Origin of the sequence: Vibrio bathopelagicus, assembly GCF_014879975.1 — a bacterium.
Lineage (GTDB): Bacteria > Pseudomonadota > Gammaproteobacteria > Enterobacterales > Vibrionaceae > Vibrio > Vibrio bathopelagicus.
Genome location: NZ_CP062500.1, coordinates 2309898 through 2328552 on the forward strand (window position 1 = coordinate 2309898; position 18655 = coordinate 2328552).

The 18655-nt window shown below is 44.5% G+C and carries 17 protein-coding genes; 12 read left to right on the forward strand and 5 right to left on the reverse strand.

Features of this window, described 5'->3' with window-relative positions:
- Positions 1 to 18 precede the first annotated feature (18 nt).
- The 4 genes from trpCF (at position 19) to IHV80_RS10200 (ending at position 4954) form a co-directional block, all read left to right on the forward strand.
- The gene (gene trpCF / locus IHV80_RS10185; RefSeq protein ID WP_192888964.1) at positions 19 to 1458 is read left to right on the forward strand and encodes a bifunctional indole-3-glycerol-phosphate synthase TrpC/phosphoribosylanthranilate isomerase TrpF; all 1440 of its coding nucleotides are present in this window, start codon (positions 19 to 21) and stop codon (positions 1456 to 1458) included.
- Between the two features lie 167 nt (positions 1459 to 1625).
- The gene (gene trpB / locus IHV80_RS10190; RefSeq protein ID WP_192888965.1) at positions 1626 to 2816 is read left to right on the forward strand and encodes a tryptophan synthase subunit beta; all 1191 of its coding nucleotides are present in this window, start codon (positions 1626 to 1628) and stop codon (positions 2814 to 2816) included.
- Positions 2816 to 3622, forward strand: coding sequence for a tryptophan synthase subunit alpha (gene trpA, locus IHV80_RS10195; RefSeq protein ID WP_192888966.1), 807 nt, complete (start codon positions 2816 to 2818; stop codon positions 3620 to 3622). Before trpB ends, trpA begins: the two co-directional genes overlap by 1 nt.
- A 127-nt stretch (positions 3623 to 3749) precedes the next feature.
- Positions 3750 to 4954, forward strand: a protein-coding gene (locus tag IHV80_RS10200) for an IS3 family transposase (protein ID WP_192888858.1) whose coding sequence is annotated in 2 segments (ribosomal slippage) — positions 3750 to 4137 and positions 4137 to 4954 — 1206 coding nt in all. Because the reading frame shifts where the segments join, the coding sequence is not laid out codon by codon here.
- Positions 4955 to 5004: 50 nt separating this feature from the next.
- Here the strand turns inward: IHV80_RS10200 and IHV80_RS10205 are convergent.
- Positions 5005 to 5802: a slipin family protein gene (locus IHV80_RS10205; RefSeq protein WP_192888967.1), complete on the reverse strand. Its 798-nt coding sequence runs from the start codon at positions 5800 to 5802 to the stop codon at positions 5005 to 5007.
- A 69-nt stretch (positions 5803 to 5871) separates the two neighbouring features.
- Positions 5872 to 7278, reverse strand: coding sequence for an NfeD family protein (locus IHV80_RS10210; protein WP_192888968.1), 1407 nt, complete (start codon positions 7276 to 7278; stop codon positions 5872 to 5874).
- 469 nt (positions 7279 to 7747) lie between these two features.
- Between IHV80_RS10210 and IHV80_RS10215 the strand changes: the two genes are divergently transcribed.
- Positions 7748 to 9007, forward strand: coding sequence for a dicarboxylate/amino acid:cation symporter (locus IHV80_RS10215; protein WP_192888969.1), 1260 nt, complete (start codon positions 7748 to 7750; stop codon positions 9005 to 9007).
- A 118-nt stretch (positions 9008 to 9125) separates the two neighbouring features.
- Here IHV80_RS10215 and IHV80_RS10220 read toward each other — a convergent pair whose 3' ends face one another.
- Complete coding sequence (locus tag IHV80_RS10220; RefSeq protein ID WP_192890761.1) at positions 9126 to 9899, reverse strand: ABC transporter substrate-binding protein; 774 nt, start codon at positions 9897 to 9899, stop codon at positions 9126 to 9128.
- Between the two features lie 10 nt (positions 9900 to 9909).
- Positions 9910 to 11043, reverse strand: a complete 1134-nt coding sequence (hisC, locus tag IHV80_RS10225) for a histidinol-phosphate transaminase (RefSeq protein WP_192888970.1) — start codon at positions 11041 to 11043, stop codon at positions 9910 to 9912.
- Between the two features lie 181 nt (positions 11044 to 11224).
- Between hisC and IHV80_RS10230 the strand changes: the two genes are divergently transcribed.
- The 6 genes from IHV80_RS10230 to gspS2 all read left to right on the forward strand — a co-directional run bounded on the left by IHV80_RS10230 (position 11225) and on the right by gspS2 (position 14872).
- The gene (locus IHV80_RS10230) at positions 11225 to 12112 is read left to right on the forward strand and encodes a LysR substrate-binding domain-containing protein (protein WP_192888971.1); all 888 of its coding nucleotides are present in this window, start codon (positions 11225 to 11227) and stop codon (positions 12110 to 12112) included.
- A gap of 279 nt (positions 12113 to 12391) precedes the next feature.
- Entirely contained in the window at positions 12392 to 12640 is a 249-nt protein-coding gene (locus tag IHV80_RS10235; protein ID WP_192888972.1) for a hypothetical protein, read from the forward strand.
- A 109-nt stretch (positions 12641 to 12749) separates the two neighbouring features.
- Positions 12750 to 13316, forward strand: a complete 567-nt coding sequence (locus IHV80_RS10240) for a septation protein A (RefSeq protein ID WP_192888973.1) — start codon at positions 12750 to 12752, stop codon at positions 13314 to 13316.
- Between the two features lie 266 nt (positions 13317 to 13582).
- Complete coding sequence (gene yciA, locus IHV80_RS10245) at positions 13583 to 13981, forward strand: acyl-CoA thioester hydrolase YciA (protein ID WP_017061510.1); 399 nt, start codon at positions 13583 to 13585, stop codon at positions 13979 to 13981.
- Between the two features lie 194 nt (positions 13982 to 14175).
- Positions 14176 to 14472, forward strand: a complete 297-nt coding sequence (locus tag IHV80_RS10250) for a YciI family protein (protein WP_012603655.1) — start codon at positions 14176 to 14178, stop codon at positions 14470 to 14472.
- Between the two features lies 1 nt (position 14473).
- Positions 14474 to 14872 (forward strand): GspS/AspS pilotin family protein, encoded by a 399-nt coding sequence (gene gspS2, locus IHV80_RS10255; RefSeq protein WP_029225239.1) that lies wholly within the window; start codon positions 14474 to 14476, stop codon positions 14870 to 14872.
- A 95-nt stretch (positions 14873 to 14967) separates the two neighbouring features.
- On the opposite strand, the gene metE is transcribed toward gspS2, so the two are convergent.
- Complete coding sequence (metE, locus tag IHV80_RS10260) at positions 14968 to 17316, reverse strand: 5-methyltetrahydropteroyltriglutamate--homocysteine S-methyltransferase (protein ID WP_192888974.1); 2349 nt, start codon at positions 17314 to 17316, stop codon at positions 14968 to 14970.
- Positions 17317 to 17595: 279 nt separating this feature from the next.
- Between metE and IHV80_RS10265 the strand changes: the two genes are divergently transcribed.
- Positions 17596 to 18507 (forward strand): LysR substrate-binding domain-containing protein, encoded by a 912-nt coding sequence (locus IHV80_RS10265; RefSeq protein ID WP_192888975.1) that lies wholly within the window; start codon positions 17596 to 17598, stop codon positions 18505 to 18507.
- Positions 18508 to 18655: the final 148 nt, after the last annotated feature.

The window sequence follows — 18655 nt, forward strand, 5'->3', positions numbered from 1 at the left end:
AACGACGAGACAAAGAACATGACACAGACTACCGATAAACTGTCGACCCACGTTTCAGTCAAAGAAGCTGAAATGGCGGAAGTACTAGCAAAAATCGTTCGTGATAAATACCAATGGGTTAAAGCGCGTAAGCAAACTCAACCATTGGACGAGTTTAAAGCAGCGTTAACCGCAACAGACCGCAGCTTTTATGATGCACTGAGCGGCGAACAAACGGTTTTCATCACTGAATGTAAAAAGGCATCTCCGTCAAAAGGTTTGATTCGCGACGAGTTTGATTTGGACTACATTGCATCGGTGTACAACAACCACGCAAACGCAATTTCAGTACTGACAGACGAGAAATACTTCCAAGGTGACTTTGAGTTTTTACCAAAGGTTCGTAGCATTGCCAAACAGCCAATCCTGTGTAAAGACTTCATGGTTGATACCTACCAAGTTTACCTAGCTCGTCACTACTCAGCTGACGCAATTTTGCTAATGCTATCGGTATTAGATGACGAAGAATACAAAGCACTTGCTGAAGTCGCTCACTCACTCAACATGGGTGTACTTACCGAAGTCAGCAATGAAGAAGAGCTTCACCGCGCTGTCGCTTTAAAAGCAAAAGTGATCGGTATTAATAACCGTAACCTACGTGACCTTTCGACTGATTTGAACCGTACCAAAGAGTTGGCTCCGCTGATTCGTGAACTGGCTCCAGAAGCGATTGTCATCTCTGAATCGGGTATCTACAACCATCAGCAAGTACGTGACCTTTCAACATTTGCAGACGGCTTCCTAATCGGTAGCTCTCTTATGGCAGAAAAGAACCTAGAGCTTGCGGTGCGTAAAGTGACACTCGGTGAAAACAAGGTGTGTGGTTTAACTCACTCTGACGATGCAGCGAAGGCTTATCAAGCTGGTGCGGTATTCGGTGGTCTGATTTTCGTTGAAGCGTCTAAGCGTCATGTTGATATAGAAGCAGCTCGTTTAACCATGAGCGGCGCACCTTTGAACTACGTGGGTGTGTTCCAAAATCATAGCGTTACTGATGTTGCGAAAACGGTTTCTGAGCTAGGTTTATTTGCGGTGCAACTACACGGTGATGAGACTCAAGCGTTTGTCGATGAACTAAAACAGTCACTACCTGAAAGCGTTGAGATTTGGAAAGCTTACGGTGTTGCTTCCGGTGCTAAAAGTGCGCTGCCAGAATTACTTCAAAGCAACGTGACTCGTCACCTGCTAGATACTAAAGTGGGTTCTCAAACTGGCGGTACAGGGCAAGCGTTCGATTGGAGCCTAATCAACAACCAAAGCGTAATCATGTTGGCGGGTGGTCTAAACCCAGACAATGCCAACCAAGCGGCTAAGTTGGGCTGCTTAGGATTAGACCTAAACTCTGGCGTTGAATCTGCTCCAGGTAAAAAAGACGCAGACAAACTGCAACGCGCTTTTGCAGCGATTCGTAATTACTAATCTGGCTCCTAGAACTTACAACCTGGAACCCAGAGCTTAGAAACTAGAAGCTAGAAGCTAGAAAGCAGAATCAAAAAACCAATTAGTGAGCTTTGCCTTAGCGAAGCTCAAACAAGACTAAATGATTTGGTGTGAATACACTCCAATAGAATTGAAGGAATAACACAATGGCTAAACTCGATGCCTACTTTGGTGAATACGGTGGTCAATACGTACCGCAGATCCTAGTGCCAGCACTAGACCAACTTGAACAAGCATTTATTGATGCACAAGCCGATCCTGAGTTCCGCAGTGAATTCATGACGCTTCTTCAAGAGTACGCTGGTCGTCCAACGGCACTAACGCTGGCTCGCAACCTAACTAAAGGTACAAAGACCAAACTGTATCTTAAGCGTGAAGACTTACTGCACGGTGGCGCGCACAAAACAAACCAAGTACTTGGTCAAGCATTGCTAGCAAAACGTATGGGTAAGCAAGAAATCATCGCTGAAACAGGCGCTGGCCAGCACGGTGTTGCAACTGCTCTAGCTTGTGCTCTATTAGGTCTTAAGTGCCGTGTTTACATGGGTGCAAAAGACGTTGAACGTCAAAGCCCGAACGTGTTCCGTATGAAGCTAATGGGCGCAGAGGTTATCCCTGTTCATTCTGGCTCTTCAACGCTAAAAGATGCATGTAACGAAGCGCTACGTGACTGGTCTGCAACTTATGAAGACGCGCACTACCTATTGGGTACTGCGGCTGGTCCTCACCCATTCCCAACGATTGTTCGCGATTTTCAACGCATGATTGGTGAAGAAACGAAGCACCAAATCCTAGCTCGTGAAGGTCGCCTTCCTGATGCGGTTATCGCTTGTGTCGGCGGTGGTTCAAACGCTATCGGTATGTTTGCAGATTTCATTGAAGAAGAGTCAGTTCGTCTAATCGGTGTAGAGCCAGCAGGTAAAGGCATTGATACCGACCAACACGGCGCGCCGCTTAAACACGGTAAAACGGGTATCTTCTTCGGTATGAAAGCACCACTGATGCAAGATGAGAATGGCCAAGTAGAAGAGTCTTACTCTGTTTCTGCGGGTCTAGATTTCCCATCAGTTGGTCCTCAACACGCTCACCTAAATGCTATTGGCCGTGCTGAATACGACAACGTGACCGATGATGAAGCGCTAGAAGCGTTCCAATTGATTGCACGTAAAGAAGGTATTATCGCAGCGCTAGAGTCATCTCATGCCTTGGCTCATGCAGTTAAAATGGCTCACGACGACCCAGAGAAAGAACAGCTATTAGTCGTTAACTTATCTGGTCGTGGTGACAAAGACATTTTCTCTGTACACGACATTCTTAAAGAGAAAGGAGCATTATAATGGATCGCTATCAATCACTCTTCACTCGCTTAGCTGAAAAGAATCAGGGCGCATTCGTGCCATTCGTAACGGTTGGCGATCCTAATCCAGAGCAATCACTTAAGATCATGGAAACGCTAGTTGAAGCGGGTGCTGACGCACTTGAGCTTGGTATTCCATTCTCAGATCCGCTTGCAGATGGCCCGACAATCCAAGGGGCGAATATTCGCGCGTTAAATTCAAAAGTAACGCCAGATGTGTGCTTCGATCTTATCGGTCAAATTCGTACTAAATACCCAGAACTACCAATTGGCCTACTGATGTACGCGAACTTGGTTTACGCTCGTGGTATCGAGAACTTCTACGAGCGTTGTGCGAATGCGGGGATCGACTCAGTATTGATTGCTGACGTACCGACTAACGAAAGTGCCGAGTTTGTTGCAGCTGCTGAGAAGTTTGGCGTTCACCCAATCTTTATTGCGCCACCAACAGCAAGTGATGAGACGCTTAAGTCAGTGTCTGAACTAGGTGGCGGCTACACTTACCTACTTTCTCGTGCTGGCGTAACCGGTGCTGAAACCAAAGCAAACATGCCTGTGACGGCTCTACTTGATCGCTTGAATAAGTTTGATGCGCCACCAGCACTGCTTGGTTTTGGTATCTCAGCTCCTGAACAAGTGAAAGAAGCGATTGAAGCTGGCGCTGCCGGTGCTATCTCTGGCTCAGCGGTTGTGAAGATTATTGAAAGCAACGTTGAACAACCAGAAGCAATGCTTAAAGCACTTGCGGAGTTTGTAACGCCAATGAAAGCGGCTACGCAGAAGTAATCTACGGTCACTAAATAGAACCAATGATTCAAATAGTAAAAGGCTCCACAACTGTGGAGCCTTTTTTATTGCTTTGTACCGTCCTAAATATGGTTGACACATTTCCAACATGAAATTGGAGAGTGTCATGAAAACAACAAGTAGACGTACTCAACGAGATTATTCTCTTGCCTTTAAATTGGCAGTCGTAAGCCAAGTTGAAAAAGGCGAAATGACTTATAAGCAAGCTCAAGAACGTTATGGGATCCAAGGTCGCTCTACCGTTTTAGTTTGGCTTCGCAAACATGGTCAACTAGATTGGTCTAAAGGAATAGAACAATCGAGAGCGTTAGGAGCGACTATGTCAAACTCTTCCTCAACTCAAACCCCAGAGCAACGAATCAAAGAACTCGAGCAGCAATTAGAAGAAACTCAGCTCAAAGCTCAGTTCTTTGAAGCGGTTGTAAAAGTCATGGATCGAGATTTCGGAGTCCGAATTTCAAAGAAGCGCAAGGCCGAGTTATTAAGGAAAAAACGGTCAGAAAGTTGACCGTCACTAAAGCTTGTCACTTCATAGGTATTACACGACAAGCTTTCTACAAGCGCTGTGTTGCAGAAATTCATCAGACAAAGAAAGATGAATCCGTACTCGGTTTTGTGAAGGAGCAAAGGATGATGCACCCTCGTATAGGGACTCGTAAGATCAAGTATTTACTTGCTCAAAACGATATTGAAATCGGGCGAGACCGCTTATTCTCTCTGCTGAGAATGAATCGATTATTAGTACAGAATCGAAGGGCTTACCATCGAACCACAAACAGTAATCATCGCTTTTACTGCCATCCAAATCGAATCAAAGAAGGCTTAATACCGGAAGGTCCAGAGCAATTATGGGTTGCCGATATTACTTATCTAGCAACGCGGCGTGGTAGTACTTATCTCAGTTTAGTGACGGACGCTTACTCAAGAAAAATCGTGGGCTATCACATAAGTGATGATATGAAAGCTCGCACGGTCAAGCAGGCCTTTTTAAACGCGTTGAAAGAGCGGAAGAATACAGGTGAGCTTGTCCATCACTCAGATCGAGGTGTTCAGTACTGCTCTGTTGAATACCAAGAGTTGCATCGACAGTATGATGTATCTTGCTCAATGACTGATGGCTATGACTGTTATCAGAATGCGTTGGCAGAGAGGATCAACGGAATACTGAAGATGGAGTATCTGTTGAATAAGCCTAATGATTTAGATGAAGCAAAGAAAATGGTCGCTGAATCAGTAAAAATCTATAATGAATATAGGCCTCACACAGCTCTAAAATACAAAACGCCCGATGAAGTACATCGAGCGTTTTAGTCAATCAAGTGTCAACCCATATCAGGACGGGTCACTTTTCATTTGAGCAATCACTCATAGGCTTTCATCGCTTTCTTGATTGCGGCCTCATTGAGTGTCGCTTTGATCGGGTCGGTTATCTTCTCCACTAGATCGATTGGCATTGGAAAGATGATGGTGGAGGTTCTTTCGTTAGCCACCTCAGTTAGAGTTTGCATATATCGCAATTGAATGGCGTTAGGCGCTTGATTCAACACCTCTGCGGCTTCTCGTAACTTAGAGGATGCTTCAAGCTCACCGGTAGCATGTATTACCTTAGCTCGACGAGAACGTTCGGCTTCGGCTTGTTTAGCAAGGGCTCTCACCATACTGTCATCCAGATCAACATGCTTGATCTCGACATTGGCAATCTTGATTCCCCAGTTGTCGGTATGTTGATCCAAGATCGCTTGTAAGTCTCTATTGAGCTCTTCACGCTCAGACAACAGCTCATCCAACTCATGTTGCCCTAGTACTGAACGCAGCGTTGTTTGCGAAAGTTGGCTGGTGGCTTCAAGATAGTTCTCAACATTGTTAATCGCCATCTTAGGATCAAGCACGCGGAAATAGACCACCGCATTCACCTTGACCGACACATTATCTCGAGTGATCAAATCTTGCGTCGGTACATCCAATACAATGGTTCGAAGGTCAACTCGCACGATTTGTTGGATGAAAGGAATGATGATAATCAAACCCGGCCCTTTCACACCGTAAAAGCGCCCGAGGAAGAACACCACTGCACGCTCGTACTCGCGCAGCACTCTGAACATGCTGGCTATCAACAAGATAACGAGCACAATGACAATACCTATAGTGTGTATAAACATAACCGCCCCCTAATGGTAACGATGGCTAAGCAAATAATAATTCAATAACGTTTGTTCTAGCATGTCGCGCTAGCTAGATTTCGATGATGTATCATCGGGCAGCGCTTCAACATCCAAAGATAGCCCCGTCAACTTGGTGACTCTGATGATCTGCCCCGCTTGCAATTCACTCGCGCATTTGGCTTGCCATATCTCACCTTCGACCAACACTCGACCCGATCCAGGGAAACCGCTTACAACTTTGCCCGTGTCACCGACAACCGCTTCCATCCCCGTGGTCACTGGCTTGTTCCTCACTCGAACTAACATGGATATAGTGACGACGATAAAGGCAACAGAGAACAAACTGATCCCAATGATTAGCGGCAATGCAATTTGGTAACCCGGCACCTCTGTGTCCATCAGCATGATCGAGCCCAAAGTGAATGCAGCGACGCCACCCAACCCGAAGATACCAAAGCTCGGGCTAAAGGCTTCTGCCACCATTAGGGCAATTCCCAATAGAATTAACGCAAGGCCCGCGTAACTCACAGGCAGCATTTGTAAGGAATACATGGCGAGTAGCAAACAAATCCCCCCTAATACACCCGGTAAACCAACTCCGGGGTTATAGAACTCAAGGAGCAAGCCATAGATACCGATGAGCATCAGAATGTAAGCGACATTTGGATTAGTAATCACCGAAAGCAAGCTGAAGCGCCAATCTTGCTCTCGCTCGACAAAAGTCACCTCATTGAGCTGAATTTCCTGACTGACACCGTTGATTGTGATGGCACGTCCATTACTCAGTTCAACCAATTGTTGTAGATCGCTCGCGATGAAATCAATCACATTAAGCGTGAGCGCATTGTCTGAATCTAAGCTTGCTGCTTCTCTTACCGCCTTCTCTGCCCACTCTTCATTGCGATTGTGCAGCTTAGCCAAACTTACGATATAAGCCGCTGCATCATTAATGACTTTCTTTTCCATCGCGGTGGTGGCTTTAACCTGATCAGAGTTTTGTGGCTCTTGAGTACTTTCATTGGCTGCAGAAGTGTCATCGTCTTTGTTACTGTCATCTTGAGGGGATAAAGGATTTGAAGGCGCTTTACCACCACCAAGAGAAACTGGTGTCGCAGCACCTAAGTTGGTACCGGGCGCCATTGAAGCGATATGACTGGCTAACAAGATATACGTCCCCGCGCTCGCAGCACGTGAGCCAGCAGGCCCCACCCATGTTGCGACGGGAATAGGTGATGTCGTGATCGCTCTAATGATGTCTCGCATCGACGTATCTAAACCGCCAGGCGTGTTCATTTTCAATATGATGAGCTTAGCTTGCTCGTCGTGAGCTTGTTCTATCTCTCTTGTGAGGTAGTCACTCGTTGCAGGTCCAATACCACCATTAATCTCAATAACCCAAACATCATCAGCCTGAGCTAAGGCAGAACTAAATAGCAGAAGGAACGCAAATAAGCACTTCGATATAAAAGTCATGCACCTTCTCCTTACAACTGAGATGCTAGATTGACGTTTTATTCAAGCGTAGAGGTAACATCTTGGTAATAAATAGATACCTTAAGCATAGTTCAGGCTAAATTTCGCACAACCAACATCTCATGTTCTCTCCTTCTAGGCCTGTATGAAAAACACTCACCAATGAAGATTAAATGTTAATAAAAATGAGTTAACAGAACCCCACCAAAAGCATTCACAAAATCACAGCGATCAAATCTTTTATAAATTAAACAAATAACGCATCAACCAAAAACCAAAGCAAACGTTTGCCTTGGTGTAAAAAAACACCTAATAGCGATTCACCTCCTGTTTTTAAGAGACTTTCACCTCCGCTCATATTGATAAATGTAAAAGATACGTGTAAAACTCTTCGCGAAATATTTATCCAATGGTACATCGTACATTGGTGAGTAATTCTGGGATTTTTATATTTAGTAGCACAGAGGTTATGGAAGTGTTAAAAGAAAAGAGTTTACTAAGCAACATCGGCATTCAAGTCGTTATTGCAATGATCATCGGTACCGTAGTCGGCGCGATGATGGGTGACAGCGCAACAATGTTCGCTCCACTGGGTGCTATCTTCATCAATTTGATCAAGATGCTGGTTATTCCTCTAGTCGCGGTTGCCCTAATTTCAGGTGCTGCTGGTCTAGGTAATAGCTCATCGGCTGGAAAAGTCGGTGTAACTACACTGGGTTACTTTGCACTAACGTCTGCACTTGCTGTAGCACTAGCGCTTGTAATGGGTGAAGTGTTCGAACCAGGTCGCGGTATCGATGTTTCTGGCGTTGAAGGTATGTTCTCTTCAGAATACGCTGCGAAAGGCGAGCTTCCGACATTCTGGGCAACCATCACTGGCATGATCCCTACCAACGTTTTCCAATCACTGAATGAAGCAAACATCCTGCAAATTCTCGTTTTCTGCTTATTCTTTGGTATTGCGATTTCTAAACAAGCAAAAGAGAAGCGTGACCCTATCATCAACGGTGTAAATGCTATCGTTGACGCTATGGTATGGATGATCAACAAAGTTATGATCATTGCACCACTTGGCGTATTCGGCCTTATGGCTGAAGCTGTAGGTACGTTTGGTTTTGGCGCGCTTATGGTCGTGTTCAAGCTATTCATTGTTTACATCGCTGCGATTCTTATCTTCGGCTTTGTTGCTTACCCGCTGATGATTCAAATCTTCACTAAAACTTCTGCGAAGAAATTCCTAGTAGCAATGAAGAAGCCACAAGCGGTTGCTCTATCAACAGCCTCTTCTATGGCTACGCTGCCAGTAACAATGGAAACAGTAGAAAAAGAACTTGGCGTTCGTAACTCTACCGCTTCATTCGTTCTGCCTTTAGGCGCGACGATCAACATGTCTGGTAACGCGATCTACTACGGCCTAGTTGCTATCTTCTTTGCACAACTGTTCAACATCGACCTTTCTATGGGTGCTTACGTTGCTATCATCGTAACCTCTACGCTAGGTGCTGTTGGTCAAGCAGGTGTTCCAGGTCCTTCTTTCCTAGTGGTTGCCGTTCTTCTAGCAGCTGGTATCCCGATCGAAGGTCTACCTCTGTTGTTCGCTCTAGACCGTATCTTCGATATGATTCGTACTGCTCTGAACATCACGGGTGATGCGGCATGTGCAGTAATCGTTGATTATCTAATCAAAGACGAAGAACAAGAAGCTGAGCTACAAAAACAGCAAGCGTAATCAATAAACGCTAAGTTGGCGGTGGTTGAATTGATACCGCAGACATAAACGAAAAAATCCGAGAGCCTCATAGCTCTCGGATTTTTTGTTTTAAGCGCTCGATTTTTATTTTAGTCGACTACAAATCACTACCATAAATATCAAACGTGAAATACTTAGAAGCAATCTTGTCGTAAGTACCGTTCGCTCTTATTTCTTCGATGGCGGTGTTGAGCTGTTTAGCCAATTTTGAGTCCTGCTTTCTTAAAGCTAATGCAGTACCTTCGCCAATATAGGCTTTGTCGGTAACGGCTTTACCCTTGAATTCAAAACCCTCACCTTCTTTCTTGTCTAAGAAAGCGAGAGACAGTTGGTCAGAATTACCAAACGTTAGATCTAAACGGCCATTTTGAAGATCAAGGTATACCTCGTCCTGCCCAGTGTAACGCTTGATGTTAGCAACATCGCCAAACTTATCTGTCACGTAGCGATCGTGAATAGTACCTTGCTGAACACCAATAGTTTTACCTGCTAAGCCTGCCTCATCAATACTAAACTCTGTACTTTTGGCAGCTACAAACACGGCTGGCGTTTGGTAGTACTTGTCCGTGAACAAGATCTTGCGCTTACGCTCTTCGGTAATACGCATTGAAGCCATAATCACGTCTGATTTTCTCGCCAATAAGCTTGGTATTAGTGAATCCCAGCTCTGTGATACCCAAGTGCAATCTAGCTCTGCTTGCTCACACAAGGCATCAGCTATCTCAATATCAAATCCAACTGGCACACCATCGCTGTTTTTGTAGTTGAATGGCGGGTACGTAAAGTCTGACGCCAAACGGATTTCTTTCGCCTGTACTGTTGTACCAAGTAAAGCGGCCGCACAAGCAAGTCCTAATATTATCTTTTTCATCATTGCCATCCTAGATATGATCTTTATCGAGTTGAAATTGAGGTTCTTTATCTTGAAGCTGTTGAGTTTGTTGCTTCTTTTCTAATTCGGTTTGGTAACTTGCAAGTGACGCTATCACTTCCGCCATGTTCTCTGGGCTACCAATACTGATTCGAACGCAGTGGCGTAATGCAGGCTCATGATGTTGATTCCTTGTCACAATGCCATCTTTCGTCAATACACTAAACAGCTCATGTTCGGGCTTGTGGCGTAATAACACAAAGTTGGTAGAAGACGGGTAAACCTGTTCAATGAAATCAAACTGATTCAGTTCAGAAGCAAAAAGGTTTCGTAATTCAACCAGCTTTGATGTCGCTTCTTGCATCACGGCAACACGCTCAGTTGATAACGCCTCTAAAACTATCTGAGACGAGCAGTCCGGCATTGGGTATGGCGGAATAAGCTTAGCGACATACTGCATTACATTTTGACTCGCTAAGATAAAGCCACAGCGAACCGCAGCAAGACCAAACGCCTTAGACAAAGTGCGAATCACAACCAAATGGGGATAACGCTCAATAAGGCTCACCGCTGATGTCTGAGGATCAAATTCAATATACGCCTCATCGACCACGACTAGAGATTTACCGATGGTTCCCTCAAGTACCTCAATCAGATCGGCTTTTGGAATCACATTGCCCGTTGGGTTGTTTGGTGAACAAAGAAAAACAATATTGGCCTGGTCAGCTTTCTTCACAATATCGGCAACATCTAAGCTGAAGTCTTCCTGTAACGGAGAGTCCAGAATCTCTATCGCCAACGCATCAGCGCAAAACTCATACATTGCGTAAGTCGGAGAACAAATGAGGATATTATCTTGTGCTGGTTTACAAAAGGTTCTTATCAGTAAATCAATCGCTTCATCAGCACCACGAACCGCAACGGTTGCAGCATCAGTTTCGCAATAAGCTTGGTAAGCCTTAGCAATGTCTTGCGGTAAGAAATCAGGATAACGATTGTAACCTTGCTCACCTTCGAACAAAGCATTTTCCAGTTCATTAGCATTTAACCAGACACGTCCATCACCACCAATTCTTCTTGCCGATTGATAAGGTATTAATTTTTTTACAGCCTGAGGCACTAAGCTATCAATAAAAGATGTCAAGAAGCTATCCCTTCCATGTAATTGAAATTTCGCCACCACCGCCTTTATATTCAAAAAATGTGAGACATACACATATTGAATCATAAATGATGATTAAGTATTTATATTCAAACAGAACGCCATTGATAATTGAATCGAAATAATTACATAATAGTCATGATAAAAAATCATAGGTAAAGATATGAATCGCACACTACCTTCAACCAAAACCTTGCTAGCATTCTTGTCTACGGCACAACATCTCAACTTTACGCGCGCGGCGCATGAGCTCAATGTCACACAAGGGGCAGTAAGCCGTCAGGTGTTGTCATTTGAAGAAAGCCTTGGGTGTGATCTCTTCTACCGCCATGCTCGCGGGTTGTCGTTAACACCCAAAGGGGAAGAACTGGTTCCCCTCATTCAAGGGACAATTCAGCAACTACAATCGGCACTTAACCAGGTGGCCAGCTCTCCATCGAAGATCAAACTCAACGCCCCGAGTTGTATTACCTCTTGGCTATTACCTAAGTTAATGTCATTTCAGCAAGCTTTCCCTGAAATTGATGTTGAGTTGACCTCCACCATCAAACACGTTTTTGAACCAAGCTTTGATCCCTTTGATGCTGTGATTACCTACGGCAAAAAACCAAGCCAACAATCGATTGTCAGCCAGTTATTGTTTAACGAGCAGTTGGCTCCCATCTGCCAAGCGCAAAGCATTACCCAGAACCACCTTGTAAATAGCGCTTCTACGATCATCAAGCCACACAAGCTTGCTCAGTACACTTGGTTACACGCCAACAATGAACAGAGTGATTGGCGACTGTGGTTGGAACATATAGGCAGCCATGATCTTTCAAGCAAAAACAACCAACAGTTCGCGACGCTCGATCAAGCGATGAACGCCGCAATACAAGGGTTTGGGATAGCCATAGGCGATATCACGCTGGCTAAGCAAGATATCGATTTGGGGAGATTGGTCAGAGTGAGTGAAGGCAGCGTTTTCTCCGGCAATGGTTACTTCTTACTGCAACCAAAGAATCGCCAGAATTCGTCATTGTCGACTCTGGTTGACTGGCTCGTTGATTAGCGAGCAATGCTCTGGTGAGTATACCCAACAGAGCATTGTCATAATGAGAATCTGGTTAATTCTCAAAATAAAACTATTTCGCTACGGCAACACATTGTTCAAGCGGGAGAAGAGCAAGCGGTGTTTTAACTGATTGAAAAGAATTACCAATTCAATTTTTTAAGTGAATGTTCTGCCTAAAAACTTAAAATGGCATCTGAATTGCTTTGTCATAGATAACCCAACCAATATACAGCAGGTTGCACCATTATCACTGCAGCTTGTCACGGAGGATAGGCTATGACCTTACAAAGACATACGTATTACGGCTTGATTCACCACGGAATTAAAACTCTGTTGATCGACAGAATTGGTCACTTTACAGAGCGTGAATATCACGAATACCTTGATCTCACTACAGGAAAATCAACGTGTTTTGCAATGAGCGAGCAAGAGTTGGAAAACACCTTAGATAACCTAAAAAGTGAAGGCTACTTGGAAGATATTAAGAAGTTAATTCCTCGCTACCAAACGTCGTCGATGCGTTGATCTCCTGCCAACTTAAATCTGTTTACTACCCAATTGTCTCGGGCTATTTAGCATCGAGACAATTTTCGTTAGACTGTCTGCAACTCAACTAACCGGATATTCAGTCCACATGAAACAAATTCTTGATTTCATTCCTCTCATTATTTTCTTTGCGCTTTATAAGATGTACGACATCTATACAGCGACTGGTGCTTTGATCATTGCATCTGCAGTTCAAATTATTTTGACGTACTTCATCTACAAGAAAGTAGAAAAAATGCAGATCATCACGTTTCTAATGGTTGCCGTATTTGGTGGCATGACCATATTCTTGCACGATGACAACTTCATTAAATGGAAAGTAACGATCGTTTACGCTCTGTTCGCTATTGGCTTGACGGTAAGTCATATCATGGGCAAATCAGCAATTAAAGGCATGTTGGGTAAAGAGATCACACTGCCTGATGCCGTATGGGGCAAGATCAACTGGGCTTGGACTCTGTTTTTTACCCTATGTGCCATTCTCAACATTTACGTTGCTTTCAGCCTACCGTTGGATGTTTGGGTTAACTTCAAGGTGTTTGGCCTGCTCATCGCGACCTTGTTGTTCACATTACTGACGGGTGTATACATCTATAAGCATTTACCAAAAGATCAGCAGAAAGAATTAACGGATAAAAATACCGACGAGAAGTAATCCTAAGGGATGAGTCCTCATCCCCTTTTTGATACAATTCTTATCAATATGCTATTTAACAGTGGCCAATGATACTCGTGATCATTGGCCACTGGTTTTTTTGTGTTGCGGAAACTGGTCAAAATAAAGCCTATTATTTAATGACAATCTCACTAATTTGCGGTCATCTGGTTTCTTGTTGTTCATTGCACTCATTTGCCAATGTGCTTAACCAGTCAACACATCATTTTTTATTGAAGATAATCAATACCACCAAGAGTACTACAATGACTATTCAATCAACTTTGAACCCAATTGGTTCTTTACTTCTTCGCACATTAGCGATGCCTTCTGATACCAATGCAGCAGGCCAGATCTTCGGTGGTTGGATAATGTCTCAGCTTGACCTTGCTGGCGGCATACTGGCGAAAGAGATCTCTAATGGCAAGATAGTCACTGTTTCAGTATCGAGTATCGAGTTCAAACAGCCAGTTTCAGTGGGTGATGTGGTGTGTGTTTATGGTGACTGCACCAAGATTGGTCGTAGCTCGATGAATATCGACCTAGAAGTATGGGTTAAGCCTGTACTTGATCACGGAATCGGCGATCGTTACAAGGTGTGTGGCGCGACATTCAATTACGTTGCTGTAGACGAAAGCGGTAAGCCTCGCCCAATCAACAAATAGTACTTTTTATTAAGAGAATGATATCGATGGTCTTTAGTTTGTATAAATGAAATTGCTAAAGACCATACAACTCTCCCGCACCATTTCACAATTTCTTATCATTAGCTCTTCCAATACCCATTAGTTCGCGTAAATTAGCCAGATAACTAATTTAATCGCTCTAATTCAGTGAAGTAACATAAGGATATCTCAACATGTGGTACGTGATTTTTTCTCAAGACGTCGAAAACTCATTAGAAAAACGCCTAAGTGTTCGCCCACAACATCTAGAACGCCTACAAACACTTCACGATGAAGGTCGACTTCTAACAGCAGGTCCGATGCCAGCGATTGATTCAGATAACCCTGGTGAAGCGGGTTTCACAGGTTCTACTGTGATTGCTGAGTTCAATTCTCTAGAAGACGCACAAGCATGGGCTGACGCAGACCCGTACATTGCTGCAGGTGTCTACCAAAATGTGATTGTTAAACCATTCAAGAAAGTATTTTAACGTGAAAAAATGGATTATCGGTTCACTGGCCGCTGTTCTGCTTGCAGGCTGTAGCTCATCAAGTGAACAAGACAAACAAAGACAGCTAGAAATGATGGCGCAACATCGCGCTGGCGTTTTATCCGCAGGCCTGCCGATTGAGTATGGCCCGCTGTCGGTCATGCGCGTGCTGGCAAAGAACACGGTTATCGAAATAATGATGATCTACAACCAAGATGCAAAAGGTGCGAAGCCTTTAAACCAAGTTGTAGATATGAGTGTGAATAGCTACTGCACAAACTCTGAAGTAAGAGCAAACCTCGACATGGGCTTGGCTTACAACATCAAGATTCGCAACACTCGCGGACAACTGATCGTTGAAAAGCTGATCAGTAAAGAGACGTGTCAAAGTAGCAGCTAGTTTCTAGCTCGAGATTTGAACAAGCATAGAACCAAAAGGCCTCGCACTTGCGAGGCCTTTGTTTTGGGAGTAATCAAACCTAATGTTAGTTATGCTTAAGCTTCTGCGGCTTCCCACTCTTTGCGCAGTGTCTTTGTCGCCGATACAAGATTGGTCAGTGCCGCTTCTGTTTCTGCCCAGTTACGCGTCTTCAGACCACAATCAGGGTTTGCCCACAAACGTTCTGCTGGGATTTTTTCTGCCGCTTTCTTAAGTAAATCAACAATCCACTCTTCTGAAGGAATGTTTGGTGAGTGAATGTCGTAAACACCGGGGCCAATCGCATTCGGGTAGTTGAACTCTTCAAACGCTTTCAGTAGTTCCATGTTCGAGCGAGAGGTCTCAATGGTAATCACATCGGCATCTAGCGCAGCCACTGAGTCAATGATCTCGTTGAACTCGCTGTAACACATGTGTGTGTGGATTTGAGTCTCTGGCTTGGCACTCGCTGCTGAAATCTTAAAGGCATCGACCGCCCACTCTAAGTATTCTGCATGGTCGCGTTTTTTCAGCGGCAGGCCTTCACGAATAGCAGGCTCATCGATTTGAATGATGTTGATCCCTGCATTTTGCAAATCCGACACCTCATCACGCAGCGCAAACGCCAATTGATTGGTGATCTCTTTACGTGAGATGTCTTCACGTGGGAATGTCCAACACAAGATAGTGACAGGCCCAGTGAGCATGCCTTTCATCTGCTTTGACGTCAGAGATTGAGCATAGGTCGACCATTCTACCGTCATTGGTTTTTCACGTTCGATATCCGCAACCACAATCGCAGGTTTTACGCAGCGAGAACCATAGCTTTGTACCCAACCAAATTTGGTGGTTTGGAAGCCGGCTAAGTTTTCTGCAAAGTATTCCACCATGTCGTTACGTTCAGCTTCACCATGCACCAACACATCCAAATCGAGTGCTTCTTGACGTTTGACCGCATCCGCGATGTGACCTTTAAGTGCAGTCGTGTATTCCGCTTCACTCAATTGACCAGTTCGGTAGGCGCTACGTTGAACACGGATCTCGCCTGTTTGTGGGAAGGAACCAATTGTTGTGGTTGGTAACAACGGTAGACCGAGAACTTCAGACTGATGCGCCGCACGTTCTGCATAAGGCGCACTTCGCTCAGCTAACGCTTTAGTGATGGTATTAAGGCGCTCTTGTACCTGAGGCTTGTTTACGTGAGTCGCGCTCTTGCGGGCAACAATCGGTTGGCTATAAGTCTCACACGCTAAAATAGCATTTTGATCGCCGTCTAGCGCCGCACCCAATAAGCTCACCTCGGTCACTTTCTGTTTCGCGAAAGCAAACCAGCTTTTCACTTCTTCGCTAAGTGAATCTTCTAACTCTAAGTCAACCGGGCTGTGCAGCAGCGAACATGAGCTTGCCACCCACAGCTTGTCTCCTAACTTCTCTTTCACTGGTTGTAATTTCTCTAGCTGAGTAGCCAAGTCTGCTCGCCAAACATTGCGTCCGTTGATGACACCTGCAGACAACACCCAGTCTTTCGGTAACTTGTTTACCACTTCATCAAGTTGCTGCGGTGCTGCAGCCAAGTCGATGTGTAAACCATTGACGGGCAGTTCTATGATTTTATCTAACGTGTCAGTCACCGAATCAAAGTAAGTCGTAAGCAGCAGTTTTACATCGCCTTGAATCACTTGATAAGCCAACTTGAATGAATCAGCCCAACGCTTTTCAAGTTCCAGAGAAAGGATAGGCTCATCGATTTGCACCCACTCAACACCTAACTTGGAAAGTTTAGCCAAAATTGCTTGGTAGGCAGTAAGAAGGCGAGGCAACAAAGTTAAGCGGTCAAAGCCCTCTTCCACTTCTTTGCCTAGGTACAAGTAAGACAGCGGGCCGAGAAGTACAGGCTTAACTTTGTGTCCTGCTTTTATCGCTTCGTTCACTTCGTCAAACAGCTGTGGCCAGCTCACTTCGAACGAGTCGTCTTTACTGAATTCAGGAACAATATAGTGGTAGTTAGTGTTGAACCACTTGGTCATGTCAGACGCTGCCGAGCTGTCTTTTGATCCATTTTCCAAACCATGTTGACTACCACAGCAGGTTGATTGTGTTTGAGATTGACCACGACCAACGCGGAACAAGGTATCTAAATCTGGAAAGGCTTTTTCACCGTCGGAACCACCAGCATGACGCTTTGGAACGTGGCCTAGAAGTAGAGTAGTTGTCAGAACATGGTCGTACCATGCGAAGTCACCCGCAGTTGCAAAGCTTAGATTCGCGTCGGCTTGTACATTCCAGTTACGATTCCTTAGCTCGCTGCCGAGCTGCTTAAGTTCTGATTGGTCAATCTCACCGCGCCAGTATTTCTCGAGCGTGAATTTCAGTTCTCTTTTTTCGCCAATACGTGGGTAGCCAAGAATATGCGTTGTTGTCGTCATGAGTCTTTTCCTTATTCGATAATTTTAATTTCCAGTCAGACGGCCTTTGATGATTTCACTTCCTCACAAAGGCGTCTGGATGGCTAAACTATCGCCTTAATTCGATCTATGGACAACGTCCAAATATTCATCTTGTTTATTAATAATATTCATCTTGAATCATCTAAAGATGAACAGTTTAAATCCATCTGGACATCTAGACGTTTACAAAAGATCAAAAACACCGTAGGGTGATTATTAAGAAATATTGAATTGGCTTAGGGAATATGAGGAATACTCATGATAGAGCTTAAACACCTTCGAACATTGACCACCTTGAGAGATAGCGGCTCGCTTACTGCCACTGCGACTTCTCTTCATCTGACTCAGTCGGCGCTTTCTCACCAATTGAAAGACCTTGAGGCTCGTATTGGTGGTCAGCTTTTCCTGCGTAAAACTAGGCCCGTAAAATTCACCTCTGAGGGTGAGATCTTGCTTAAGCTCGCAGATGAGATACAACCAAGAATTGCTAAAGCAGAGAACGAACTGGCGAGCCTGAAAGAGGATGTGAATGGTCGTTTACACATGGCGATCGAATGTCACTCATGCTTCCAATGGTTAATGCCTGCTTTGAAGGAGTACCAAATTGCTTGGCCAAGTGTGACGCTCGATTTCTCATCAGGCTTTGGTTTTGAACCTTTACCTGCTTTGATGGCTGGGGAATTGGACTTAGTGATCACCTCGGACATTCAACCGCGTTCAGAGGTCCATTACGAACCGCTCTTTGATTTCGAAATGCGTTTAATCACCGCTATTAACTCACCTTTGGCAGACAAGCAAAGCATCGAACCACAAGATCTTAGTGATATCACGATGCTCTCTTACCCAGTTCAAAAACAGCGTCTTGATGTTGTGAAGCACTTTTTGCAACCCGCAGGCGTAGAGCCGAAGAAATGGAAACAGGCAGACAACACATTGATGTTGGTGCAAATGGTATCGGCTGGTTTAGGTGTTGCGGCATTGCCAAATTGGGCGATCAGTGAATTTTCGAGACAAGGGTTAATCGCCAGTAAGCCATTGGGCAAAGGGCTTTCAAGACGACTATTTGCAGCAGTGAGAAACTCTGAGAAAGACAAACGTTATCTGCAGGCTTTCTTTAGCACGGCAAGGCAGCAAAGTAAGAGCCACCTAGATGGCATTGAAGTCGTTTAACGATATTTATGGTGGGTTAAATAAGCCTGTGCTCGACGTTAGATGCAAGACAAAAGCAATCGGCAGAAACAAAAAAGTCACAGATAATCTGTGACTTTTTTCTCAGTATCAATTCAGTATCAACGATTAGTGGACGATACTTGTTTGA